We start from the raw sequence: 12,715 nt of genomic DNA, 5'->3' as shown, positions 1-12,715 counted from the left end.
CTGGAGCTTGTTGATTTCCATTCCAGGCTGCCTCGTTTTCCGCATCCTAGCTTGTTAACCGCCTTCCTCTCCAAGCAAAATAAAAAAGACGGCGGCTCGACTAAATGTCCATCTGGTGGAAACATCCAGTTTGTTTTAGAAAAAGGATATATATAGGAATTTGTACTTATTGCTTTTAGAAAAGCCAGAAATCATTCGACGGATGTAAGCGGAAAAATCCGAACAGTTGAATGAATGACCAAAGCAGGATAAAATAATAAGGATGTTAATCATTTGCAACGCGGGAAACTGATGTAGTGTCAGGTAATAGATATAATTAATGAGGTGTTTGAGTGGACAATAACAAGCTGATGACTGAAGGAGTAAAAATGGGCGTTCTTTTTGTCGTGCTATTTGCACTGTCGCTGTATATTCCGGCGCTGGGAACAATAGCCAGCCTTTTTTTACTTCTTCCTTTCTTAGTGTACAGTGCTAAGTATTCTGTGCGGGCAGCAACCGGTTTTGCGGCTATCTGTTTATTGGTTTCTTTGCTTCTCGGCGGCGTAACGGCAGTCCCGTTTGCCTTGCTCTTTATCTTGCCGGGAACCGTGATGGGCATGATGGTGCAGAAAAACAGGGACAAATTTTCGATATTTATGGCAGGAAGTTTACTTTTTTTGCTGAATATAGTTGTGTTGTACGCCATGGTCATGGGTATGTCGGGCGATCAGGCAGTGAACATAAGCGAGTCATTCAGACAATCTTATGAGGAGTCTGCCAAGATGATGGAGAGCTTGGGCACCCCTTTGCCGGAGGAAGCGGTTGAGCAGGCGCAGGAAGTGTTTGATTACCTCCTTGCTCTAATGCCAGCTTTGCTTGTGCTTTTTTCTATGGGCTCTATGCTGGTCATGATGGCGATTAGCTTTCCAATTGCCAAGAAATTGGGTGTAGACGTGCCCAAGTTTAAACCGTTCAGGGAATGGCAAGTCCCGAAAAGTATTCTGTGGTACTATATTATTTTGTTGCTGGCCAGCTTGATTGCGCTGCCGGAAAAGGGAACGATGTGGTACTTTTCCTACATAAACATTATGTTCATGCTGCAATTTTGCTTGCTGATCCAAGGATTGTCGTTTCTTTACTTTACAGCTCATTTAAAAAAATGGCCGCAGATCATTCCAATCTTGATAACCGTTTTTTCAATTCTTATCCTCCCTCTCCTTTATATTGTGAGATTATTAGGTATAATTGACTTAGGATTCGACTTGCGGCAACGCCTTCAACGGAAAATATAATTTGTTTAGGCTACTCTTATTTCTAGGAGCTGAAATGATGCTTTCTTACTATAGCAGGCGGAAAATACAATTTCCGTTATACGGATTACTCATAGTTTTTATTGTCGTTTTTGCCGTTCTTGCTGCTTTTAATTGGCCAGTAGCACTCACAGGGTTTCTCGTAAGCGGGGTGTTGTTTTTTCTGCTAATTCGAGCGGAGAACAGCATTCACAGAGAAGTGGAGCGCTATGTGACCACTCTTTCTTACCGGTTAAAGCGCGTAGGAGAAGAGGCGCTTATGGAGATGCCGATTGGAATCCTCCTCTACAATGACGATTACTACATAGAATGGGCGAATACCTTTTTATCTTCTTATTTCAAAGAAGAAATGCTAGTAGGCAAGTCACTGCATGAACTGGCTGATTCCCTTATCACGATTATTAAAAACGAAAAAGGTGATGTCATTGAACTGCATGATCGCAAGTTTGATGTCATTATCAAGCCGGAGGAAAAGCTGCTTTATCTGTTTGATGTAACCGAACAGGAAGAAACAGCAAGAAGGTTTTTAGAGGAACAAACCGTTTTGTCTATCATTTATTTGGACAACTACGACGATTTGACGCAAGGCATGGATGACCAGACGAAAAGCAGCTTAAATAGCATGGTGACATCTATCTTAAATGACTGGGCGTTGGAACACGGCATTTTCTTGAAGAGAATTTCTTCAGAGCGCTTCTTTGCTGTGCTCAATGAAAAGATATTGCGAAAGCTTGAGGAAACCAAGTTTTCAATCCTGGATGAAGTAAGGGAACGCACAGCTAAGCAGGCCGCTTCGCTCACTTTGAGCATCGGGGTCGGGCATGGCGAACTGTCGCTTCCTGAATTGGGCACGCTTGCCCAGTCCAGCTTAGATCTCGCCCTCGGACGAGGCGGAGATCAGGCCGCCTTAAAACAGCTGAACGGAAAAGTAAAGTTTTATGGCGGAAAAACGAACCCGATGGAGAAAAGAACACGTGTCAGAGCCCGGGTGATATCTCATGCTCTTCGTGAGCTTGTGATGGAAAGCGACAAAGTCATCGTCATGGGGCATAAATACCCTGACATGGATGCGCTCGGCGCTTCCATGGGGATTCGCCGCGTAGCGGAAATGAATGACCGGGAAGGCTATATCGTCCTTGATTTTTCAGAGATGGACACGGCTGTTAAACGCCTGATGGCGGAGACCAAAAAGAATCCGGATCTTTATTCGCGGATTATCGCACCGGAGGAAGCAATCGATCTTGCTACGGAAGAGACGCTTCTCGTCGTAGTGGACACGCATAAACCATCCTTGGTCATTGATGAGAGGCTGCTCCACAAGGTGGACAAAGTAGTAGTGATTGACCACCATCGCCGCGGAGAAGAGTTTGTGAAAAATCCGCTGCTCGTTTACATGGAGCCGTATGCTTCTTCTACTGCAGAGCTCATTACGGAACTGCTGGAGTATCAGCCGAAAGTGAGCAAGCTGTCCATGCTGGAAGCCACCGCTCTGCTTGCCGGTATTATCGTTGATACGAAAAGCTTCTCGCTCCGCACCGGATCAAGAACATTTGATGCTGCGTCTTATTTGCGCGCCCGCGGGGCCGATACAGTCCTTGTCCAGAAATTTTTAAAGGAAGACATTGATACGTATATTCAGCGTTCACAGCTGATTCAAACAGTCTATTTCTTTAAAGAAGGGATTGCCATTGCCAAGGGCGACCCGAATGAAGTATATGACTCTGTTTTAATTGCGCAGGCAGCAGATACGCTGCTGGCGATGGACGGCGTCCAGGCTTCATTCGTTATTGCAAAGAGAGAGACGGATACAGTCGGCATCAGTGCCCGTTCACTCGGGGAAGTGAACGTTCAGATCATTATGGAACAACTGCAGGGCGGCGGCCATTTATCAAATGCGGCCACTCAGCTAAAAGATGTCACAGTGACAGAGGCAGAAGTCATGCTTCTGGAAGTGATTAATGAATTATATGAAGGAGGCAGCGAAGAATGAAAGTAATCTTCTTACAGGATGTAAAGGGAAAAGGGAAAAAAGGTGAAGTGAAGAACGTGGCAGATGGATATGCCAATAACTTTTTAATTAAAAACGGCTTAGCTGTAGAAGCAACAGCAGGAAACAAGAAAGCGTTGGACGCTCAAAAGAAAAAAGAAGCGGAGCTGGCACAGCAAGAACTGGAAGAAGCAAAAAAGCTTAAAGAGGTCATGGAAACCTTAACAGTAGAGATCAAAGCAAAATCTGGTGAGGGCGGACGATTATTCGGTTCCGTGACAACAAAGCAAATTGCGGAAGAACTGAAGAAAACACATACGATCAAAATTGATAAGCGCAAAATGGACCTGCCAGACGGCATTCGTGCACTCGGCTACACAAATGTGCCAGTGAAAATTCATAATGAAGTATCTGCCACATTAAAAGTTCATGTTGTAGAAGAAAAATAAGTCGTTTCATGCTAAAATAATAAGGTTGAAAACATGTGATCGGATCTTTCTGGTCACTTTTTTTTGCTAAGCTATGTTCACCCAAGGCTCCTTTCATCCGTTTTGCGGGTTCGATAGAAAAAGTAAGTGAAAGGAGAAGGGGCGCCTGACAAAGCTTTTTGATAAACAGACAGTTAGCGAAGAAAGAAACAACGCTTCCTGCAAGGAGGTTGAGATAATGAGTGATTTGTTGACTGACCGGATCCCGCCGCAGAGCATTGAAGCGGAACAAGCGGTATTGGGCGCTATTTTTCTGGAGCCTGCTGCTTTAACAGTTGCTTCAGAAATTTTAATTCCGGAAGATTACTACCGGACTGCACACCAAAAGATTTACCATACGATGCTGAAGCTGAATGATCAAGGCAAAGCAGTCGACGTCGTGACCGTAACGGAAGAGCTTGCGGCCTCTAAAGATCTGGAGGATGTGGGCGGCGTCATCTATTTAACAGAATTGGCTGAGTCCGTTCCGACAGCAGCCAACATTGAATATTATGCCCGCATTGTTGAGGAAAAGTCGCTTTTGCGCCGGCTGATTCGTACGGCAACAACAATTGCTCAGGAAGGCTACAATCGTGAGGATGAAGTAGACGCTTTATTGAATGAAGCCGAAAAAAGCATCATGGAAGTAGCACAGCGAAAAAACACAAGCGCTTTTCATAATATAAAAGACGTGCTTGTGCGCACATACGACAATATTGAAATGCTCCATAACCGGAAGGGAGATGTCACGGGGATTCCTACCGGGTTTGCAGAGCTCGATCGAATGACGGCCGGTTTCCAGCGCAATGACCTGATTATCGTGGCGGCCCGTCCTTCTGTCGGTAAAACGGCATTTGCCTTGAACATTGCTCAAAACGTGGCTACAAAGACGGATGAGAATGTGGCAATCTTTAGTCTGGAGATGGGAGCAGAGCAGCTGGTTATGCGGATGCTTTGCGCGGAAGGCAACATTAATGCCCAGAACTTGCGGACCGGCTCTCTAACGGACGAAGATTGGCGCAAGCTGACCATGGCAATGGGCAGCTTGTCGAATTCAGGCATTTTCATTGATGACACACCAGGCGTGCGCATTGGGGACATCCGTTCAAAATGCCGCCGCTTAAAGCAGGAGCACGGACTGGGAATGATTTTGATCGATTATTTGCAGCTGATCCAAGGAAGCGGCCGTTCCGGCGAAAACCGCCAACAGGAAGTATCAGAGATTTCCCGTTCCTTGAAAGCTCTTGCCCGTGAACTGGAAGTGCCGGTTATTGCCCTTTCCCAGCTTTCCCGCGGAGTGGAGCAGCGTCAAGATAAGCGGCCGATGATGTCTGATATCCGTGAATCAGGGTCTATCGAGCAGGATGCCGATATCGTTGCTTTCTTATACCGGGATGATTATTATGATAAAGAATCGGAAAACAAAAATATCATTGAAATCATTATAGCGAAGCAGCGGAACGGCCCGGTCGGCACAGTCCAGCTCGCCTTTGTCAAAGAATATAATAAGTTCGTCAACCTTGAGCGCCGATTCGATGAAACGGGCTGAGGAGAAAGAACTGGCAGCTCAGCTGTCAGTTCTTTTTTATTTTTACGAACAAATTCATTTTTCGGACATCAAAATGTTCGTGTTCTGTGATTGACTTCTATCGTTTTAACCTGTTAAAATAAGCAGGTAAAAAATAAACCAATTAATGGACCCTGCGGAGGTGCTTATTATGTCGTCAGTAGTTGTTGTTGGAACACAGTGGGGCGATGAAGGAAAAGGAAAGATCACTGATTTCCTTTCAGAAAATGCAGAGGTAGTAGCCCGCTACCAAGGTGGTAACAATGCGGGACATACAATTAAGTTTAACAACGTAACGTACAAGCTTCATTTAATTCCGTCTGGTATTTTTTATAGCGATAAAATCTGTGTGATCGGCAACGGCATGGTCGTTGATCCGAAGGCGCTGATCCAAGAATTAAAATATTTGCATGAGCATAATGTATCAACAGACAACCTGCGCATCAGCAATCGCGCTCATGTCATTCTTCCGTATCATTTGAAAATTGATGAGGTAGAAGAAGAACGCAAAGGCGCCAATAAGATTGGCACAACGAAGAAAGGGATCGGACCTGCTTACATGGACAAAGCAGCCCGCATCGGTATCCGTATGGCGGATCTTTTGGACCGCAAAGCGTTTGAAGAAAAGCTGACGCGGAATCTGGAAGAGAAAAACCGTCTGCTTGAGCGTTTCTATGAGACAGAAGGCTTTAAAATTGAAGATATTTTAGATGAATATTATGAATACGGACAACAGATCAAGCATTATGTCTGTGATACGTCCGTTGTCTTAAATGATGCTCTTGATGAAGGCCGCCGTGTCTTGTTTGAAGGCGCCCAGGGAGTGATGCTGGATATTGACCAAGGCACATATCCATTTGTTACTTCTTCTAACCCGGTTGCCGGCGGTGTAACGATCGGATCAGGCGTAGGGCCAACAAAGATTAATCATGTGGTCGGTGTCTCCAAAGCGTATACAACGCGTGTGGGTGACGGGCCGTTCCCAACGGAGCTGACGAATGAAATCGGTGACCAAATCCGTGAAGTAGGACGTGAATACGGCACAACAACTGGCCGTCCGCGCCGTGTAGGGTGGTTTGACAGCGTCGTTGTCCGCCATGCCCGCCGCGTAAGTGGATTGACCGACTTGTCACTTAACTCCATTGATGTTTTAACTGGTATTGAAACGTTAAAAATCTGTACAGCTTACCGCTATAAAGGTGAAATTATCGAAGAGTTTCCAGCTAACTTGAATATTTTGGCGGAATGCGAGCCGGTATATGAGGAGCTTCCTGGCTGGACAGAAGACATTACTGGCTGCAAAACATTGAGTGAGCTGCCTGAAAACGCCCGCCATTATTTAGAGCGCGTTTCCCAGCTGACAGGCATTCCATTGTCTATTTTCTCAGTGGGTCCTGACCGCAGCCAAACGAATGTTGTCCGCAGCGTCTGGGCACAAAGATAATCATATAAAAGCTCCCAGCCGGCTTTCTTCGGAGGAAAGACCGGTTGAGACCATCCATCGATAGGGCTGGCCCAAAAGATCATGAAATATGACTTTTGGGCCAGCCTCTTTTTCTTCTGAAAAACAGGCGGATTTCCGTTCCAGTGCACAAGTGCCTCGCAGCTTAGAAGCATTCCTTTTTTCCCACCTGTTTTTATTTTAGAGATGGATGGAGGCGCAAAAAGAGAAGCTGACGCAGGCTGAATGGTTCAGTGAAGCTCCGGTTAACGGCATTTTCCGCTTATTGCAGCTTTTTTCGACAATTTTTTTCAAAAACCTGTTGTCAGCTATTTAACTATGTGATAATATTAACAACGTTGTTAAGAACAAGCATTGTTGCGAGCCATTAGCTCAGTTGGTAGAGCATCTGACTTTTAATCAGAGGGTCGAAGGTTCGAGTCCTTCATGGCTCACCATTTTTACTGATAATGGCCCCTTGGTCAAGCGGTTAAGACACCGCCCTTTCACGGCGGTAACACGGGTTCGAATCCCGTAGGGGTCATTTACGGTCCGGTAGTTCAGTTGGTTAGAATGCCTGCCTGTCACGCAGGAGGTCGCGGGTTCGAGTCCCGTCCGGACCGCCATTTTAATAACCGTTTAATTTAATGAATCCTATTTTCCCAGATGACGGCCATAACTTCCTGAATCTACTTCGATGTTGGCCGCATCATTTTTTATTACAGCTTATTCGACAAAGTTCGAACCAGGCTGTGTAGAATAGGGAAATACGGCTCAGTAGCTCAGTCGGTAGAGCAATGGACTGAAAATCCATGTGTCGGCGGTTCGATTCCGTCCTGAGCCATCAAAGAAGCATTGCGACGATGATAACTCTCGCGGTGCTTTTTTTATTAGCTCTGTGACAAAGTCTGCTTGGTTTTGATAGACCCTGCTGCAGGTGAACGCCTTTCGCAGGAGGCCGCCTTTCAGTTTTTTTGTATCGGCGATGAAGAAATCAATGGGAAATAACAGCAGAGCATTTTATTGGAGGGAAAAGCTTCTAGTTTCCTGAAAATGATGAAAACCAGTGCTTTTCATGATAAAGTTAGTGGGGAGCTATTTTAAATATTGCAGGAAATCGGGTCGTTTGTCTTCGCAACGGCCTGTTTGCAGTAGGAACTGCCATTTTCTGCTTCAAAAGATAGAATGAACAGTTTTCTTACAGAAATATGATAAAATAATAGAATCATCTTTTCTTAAATCGAGTGCTTTTAGACTGAAGAAATGAGGAGAAGAACATGCAAAAGAAAATATTAGTTGTAGATGATGAGAGGCCGATTGCCGATATTCTGCAGTTTAATTTAAAAAAAGAAGGATACGATGTCCACTGTGCCTACGACGGTGATCAAGCGGTGGAAATGGTCGAGGAATTGCAGCCGGATTTAATTCTGCTTGATATTATGCTTCCAGGACGTGACGGCATGGAAGTGTGCCGGGAAGTGAGAAAAAAACACGAAATGCCGATTGTTATGCTGACGGCAAAAGACTCGGAAATTGATAAGGTGCTTGGGCTTGAGCTGGGCGCGGATGATTATGTAACGAAGCCATTCAGCACACGCGAATTAATTGCCCGCGTAAAAGCGAATTTGCGCCGCCATCAGGCTGCTCCTCCGCAATCTGATGAAGAAGAGGAAACAAATGAGATTTCAGTAGGAACATTAACCATCCATCCGGATGCTTACGTTGTCTCTAAACGCGGCGAAACCATTGAGCTGACGCATCGTGAATTTGAGTTGCTCCATTATTTGGCGAAGCATATCGGACAAGTGATGACGCGGGAGCACTTGCTGCAGACAGTTTGGGGCTATGATTATTACGGCGATGTCCGTACAGTCGATGTCACTGTCCGCCGTCTTCGCGAAAAAATCGAAGACAACCCAAGCCACCCTTCATGGATCGTGACGAGACGAGGGGTCGGCTATTACTTGCGCAACCCTGAACAGGAGTAACCTACATGAAAAGAGTGGGCTTTTTTCGATCAATACAACTGAAGTTTGTATTGATTTACGTATTGCTTATTTTATTTGCCATGCAAATTATTGGCGTCTATTTCGTAAGAGAGCTAGAGGAACAGCTCCTGACCAATTTTAAAAATTCCCTGCAAGAACGCGTGAACTTGCTGGAATATAATTTGCGGGAGGAAATGCTGAAAGATCGGACAGAAGAAACACCGACCCTGGAACAGGACATCCGGAGAATACTGGAGGACTTTGCCGGACCGGACGTTGCAGAGGTTCGGGTCATTGACCACCGCAGCCGCATTATTGGCACATCTGACTCGAACAGGCAAGGAATTATCGGACAGAGAATTACTGACATTGGCGTCAAGCGAACGCTGTCTCTCGGTGCCGAAGAAGACAAAATGTATGTAGACCAGCAGTCGAATAAGCGCATTTGGGTCTATACATCACCGATTATTTCCAACCGTGAAGTCATTGGTGCTGTCTATTTAATCGGCAAAGTTGAGACAGTCTTTAACCAAATGGAAGAAATTAATGCCATTCTTTTCTCGGCCACGGCTCTTGCTTTAGGATTAACCGCCATATTAGGGGTTTTGCTGGCACGGACGATTACCCGCCCGATCACTGACATGCGGCGTCAAGCTGTTGCGCTCGGAAAAGGAAACTTCTCCCGCAAAGTAAAAGTGTACGGGCAGGATGAGATCGGCGAGCTGGCCATCACCTTCAATAATCTGACAAAGCGGCTGCAGGAAGCTCAGGCAACCACGGAAGGCGAAAGAAGAAAGCTGTCTTCTGTCCTTTCTTATATGACAGATGGGGTCATTGCCACCGACCGAAAAGGAAGGGTTATTCTGATTAATGAGCCGGCAGCAAAGCTGTTGAGCGTTTCACGTGAAACGGTCATTTCGCAGCCGATCACTCATTTGCTCGGTCTTGAAAAGGACTACACATTTGATGACCTTTTGAATGAACAAGATTCGGTCATTTTAGATTACAGCAACGATGAACAGCCGTATATTTTGCGCGCTAACTTTTCTGTCATTCAAAAGGATACCGGCTTCGTGAACGGCTTAATTACGGTTCTTCACGATATAACGGAGCAGGAAAAAATCGAGATGGATCGCCGTGAGTTCGTTGCCAATGTGTCTCATGAATTAAGAACGCCGTTAACCACGATGCGAAGCTATTTAGAAGCATTAGCTGACGGAGCTTGGCAGGATGCTGACATTGCTCCGCATTTTCTTGACGTAACCCAGACTGAAACAGAACGGATGATTCGGCTCGTTAATGATTTGCTGCAATTGTCCAAATTTGATAGCCGCGACTATCAATTAACGAAAAAAGACGTGGACTTTACGGAATTCTTCAACCGCATCATTGACCGGTTTGAAATGACAAAGTCCCAGGACGTTACCTTTAAGCGCAAGCTGCCTCGCTACCCAATCTATGTAGTCATCGACACGGATAAGCTGACACAGGTGCTGGATAATATCATTTCGAATGCATTGAAATATTCTCCGGAAGGCGGACAGATCACCTTCAGTGTCGAGGAAAAAAGCGATAAAATTGAAGTCAGTGTCCGTGACCAGGGAATGGGGATTCCGCAGAAAAATCTTGAACGGATTTTCGAACGTTTTTACCGCGTAGATCGGGCACGCTCCCGCAAAATGGGCGGCACTGGTCTTGGCTTGGCGATTGCGAAAGAAATCATTACTGCCCATGAAGGCCACATTTGGGCAACGAGTGTTGAAGGCAAGGGAACAACCATTTTCTTTACCCTTCCGTATGAATTGTCTCAAGAGGATGATTGGTCATGAACTATGAAAAAATGAAATCGGTCGGTTTAGCGGTGCTCGTGGCAATTAGCATTATTCTTACCTTAAGCATCTGGAACTACCAGCCAAATTATGAAGCGATCAAAAAGGATAACATTCATGAAGTATCTTCTATTAGTGAGACAAAAGAGGCTTCACACTTGATCAAGCCGTCCAAGGTGCTGTTTCATAAGGAAAATGAGAATTACGGCTCCACGAGAGATTTGGAAACAGATGAAATCATGAAAGAAATACAAACGTGGACATTTACAAATACGGTCAATGTGTCCACCAGGTTCACGACGGCAAAAGGGCTTGATGAACTCCTTCATGGCCACAACCGTTTGGAGCTTGTCTTTCCTGCGTTCGTTCCATTTTATACAATGAACACGATCACAACGTTTGAAGATGATTCTGTGCCGAATGCTGTGTTTGACCGCATGGTGATTACAGATGTAGATACAAAGGAAAAGCGGATGACCGTCTATTTTGTTTCAACGAAAGAGCGGCTCGTCTTTAAAAGTGTGGCTGTCTCTCCAAATCTTTCATCTTTTAAAAAGCAATTCATTAAAGAAGCTGAAAAGTGGGAGCCCTATGCCCTTTATTCTATTGGCCGCAATAAAAAGCTGTTTCTTCCGGAGAAGCAGCCGGTCTTGTCCAGCTACAAATATTTGCCGGACGAAATTGATACTAAAGACTTTAGAGACTTGTTGTTCAGTGATCCGAGTCTCGTCAAAAAAGGCTTAAAAACAAATGGAGAAGAATACACAGACGGCTCCACATTAATGAAGGTAGATTATAAAACAAGAATGATTTCTTATGTGAATCCGGCAAAGGAATCAGAGATTGACAATCCGGGAAGCCTGCACGACTTATTAGATAAAAGCATCAAGTTTATTAATGAGCATAGCGGCTGGACGGATCAATACCGGCTATTTGAGGCAAGTCCGGGATCTTCCAAAGTGAGCTACCGCTTGTTTAAAAATGGCTTGCCGGTGTTTAACGATCAGAGAACGCCGGAAGATCATAGCACAGCCAGCGATTCCAGCATGGCAGAGATTGTTCAAATATGGGGACAGGACAAGGTATATAAATATTCCCGTCCATATTTCACGCTGGATATTTCCTTGCCGTCGGAGGAAGAGGAAGTGACGCTGCCGGACAGCGCGTCTGTATTGAAGCAGGTGAAAAAGCTGGATAACTTTGAGCCCGAGCAGCTGGAGGACATAGTAGTAGGCTATGAGCTGCTTCCGGACCCGCAGTCGTCCAAGGTGCTTGTATTGGAGCCTGCTTGGTTCTATAAGTACGGAGGACGCTGGCAACACCTCTCATTTACTGAGAAGACAGGAGGAAGTGTCCATGGATTGGAGTAAAACGAAGACGATTTTCATTACTGTTTTCCTCATTTTGGACATCTTTCTTCTGGCCGTATTTCTTAACAAGCAAAGCGCCAGTCAGTTTGAGTTTATTAAAGAAGCCTCTATTGAAGATAAATTAAAGTCCTATAATATCGAATACGATAAATTGCCTGAGGACGTAAGCGAAGAAACGATCATTACAGCAAAATCGAAGAAGTTTACGAAAAAAGACATCGGGATGCTGATTAATCAAAATGTGAAGCTGCTGGATGACCAGAAGACCTTAAAAAGCCAGCTGCAAAAGCCGGTAAAGCTTGGGGAAAAGAAGCTGGACGAGCTGAAAGCCTTTGTCCAGGCCAATGTTTTATACGGAGACCAGTATCAGTACTGGGGGCTGAATGAAGCAAAGGATAAGGCTATCTTCTACCAGCATTACGATGATAAAAAACTATTCGAAAACACGAACGGCAAGCTGGAAGTCGAGTTCAACAGCAATGGAGAAATTACGGCCTATAATCAGAAGATGCTTGAAAAACTGGAGGAAAACAGCCAGGAAGAAAGCATTATATCAGCTCATCAAGCCATCCAGACGCTCTATAAAAACGGTTTAATCAAGCCTAACAGCAAAATTTCTGATGTGGAACTTGGCTACTATACGTTTGTGCGCTTGACGGAGCTGCAAGTCTTGTCGCCGACCTGGTACTTCAAAATTAAGCATGGCGACAAAACGGAAAAGATGTATGTAAATGCGTTTGACGGGTCTATTTACAAAAATGAGAAAAACAGCTGATC

The 12,715-nt window shown here is 45.0% G+C and carries 9 protein-coding genes and 4 tRNA genes; all 13 read left to right on the top strand.

Annotated features, from left to right (window positions below):
- Nucleotides 1-332 precede the first annotated feature (332 nt).
- Nucleotides 333-1,271: a YybS family protein gene (locus tag BBA02S_RS06365; protein WP_041095654.1), complete on the top strand. Its 939-nt coding sequence runs from the start codon at nucleotides 333-335 to the stop codon at nucleotides 1,269-1,271.
- Between the two features lie 37 nt (nucleotides 1,272-1,308).
- Nucleotides 1,309-3,279, top strand: coding sequence for a DHH family phosphoesterase (locus tag BBA02S_RS06360; protein ID WP_041095653.1), 1,971 nt, complete (start codon nucleotides 1,309-1,311; stop codon nucleotides 3,277-3,279).
- Nucleotides 3,276-3,725 (top strand): 50S ribosomal protein L9, encoded by a 450-nt coding sequence (gene rplI, locus BBA02S_RS06355; protein WP_041095652.1) that lies wholly within the window; start codon nucleotides 3,276-3,278, stop codon nucleotides 3,723-3,725. The genes BBA02S_RS06360 and rplI overlap by 4 nt, the downstream gene beginning before the upstream one ends.
- A 217-nt stretch (nucleotides 3,726-3,942) precedes the next feature.
- Nucleotides 3,943-5,292, top strand: a complete 1,350-nt coding sequence (gene dnaB, locus BBA02S_RS06350; protein WP_041095651.1) for a replicative DNA helicase — start codon at nucleotides 3,943-3,945, stop codon at nucleotides 5,290-5,292.
- Between the two features lie 169 nt (nucleotides 5,293-5,461).
- Nucleotides 5,462-6,754: an adenylosuccinate synthase gene (locus BBA02S_RS06345; protein WP_041095649.1), complete on the top strand. Its 1,293-nt coding sequence runs from the start codon at nucleotides 5,462-5,464 to the stop codon at nucleotides 6,752-6,754.
- Nucleotides 6,755-7,133: 379 nt separating this feature from the next.
- A tRNA-Lys gene (locus BBA02S_RS06340) sits at nucleotides 7,134-7,209 on the top strand.
- Nucleotides 7,210-7,223: 14 nt separating this feature from the next.
- A tRNA-Glu gene (locus BBA02S_RS06335) sits at nucleotides 7,224-7,295 on the top strand.
- A 5-nt stretch (nucleotides 7,296-7,300) separates the two neighbouring features.
- Nucleotides 7,301-7,377 (top strand) — tRNA-Asp (locus BBA02S_RS06330).
- A gap of 145 nt (nucleotides 7,378-7,522) precedes the next feature.
- Nucleotides 7,523-7,595: transfer RNA gene (locus BBA02S_RS06325), tRNA-Phe, on the top strand.
- A 433-nt stretch (nucleotides 7,596-8,028) separates the two neighbouring features.
- Complete coding sequence (gene yycF / locus BBA02S_RS06320; RefSeq protein WP_041095648.1) at nucleotides 8,029-8,739, top strand: response regulator YycF; 711 nt, start codon at nucleotides 8,029-8,031, stop codon at nucleotides 8,737-8,739.
- Nucleotides 8,740-8,744: 5 nt separating this feature from the next.
- On the top strand, nucleotides 8,745-10,568 hold the full coding sequence (gene walK, locus BBA02S_RS06315; protein WP_041095647.1) for a cell wall metabolism sensor histidine kinase WalK: 1,824 nt from the start codon (nucleotides 8,745-8,747) through the stop codon (nucleotides 10,566-10,568).
- Nucleotides 10,565-11,938 carry a YycH family regulatory protein gene (locus BBA02S_RS06310; RefSeq protein WP_041095646.1) on the top strand — a complete coding sequence of 458 codons (1,374 nt, stop codon included), beginning with the start codon at nucleotides 10,565-10,567 and terminating at the stop codon, nucleotides 11,936-11,938. Before walK ends, BBA02S_RS06310 begins: the two co-directional genes overlap by 4 nt.
- Nucleotides 11,925-12,713: a two-component system regulatory protein YycI gene (locus tag BBA02S_RS06305; protein ID WP_041095644.1), complete on the top strand. Its 789-nt coding sequence runs from the start codon at nucleotides 11,925-11,927 to the stop codon at nucleotides 12,711-12,713. The genes BBA02S_RS06310 and BBA02S_RS06305 overlap by 14 nt, the downstream gene beginning before the upstream one ends.
- Nucleotides 12,714-12,715: the final 2 nt, after the last annotated feature.

The organism is Bacillus badius NBRC 15713 (assembly GCF_001591605.1).
In the GTDB taxonomy this organism is placed as follows: Bacteria; Bacillota; Bacilli; order Bacillales; family Domibacillaceae; genus Pseudobacillus; species Pseudobacillus badius.
Note: the sequence above shows the minus strand (reverse complement) of the source record. Positions and strands in the feature narration are given on the sequence as shown.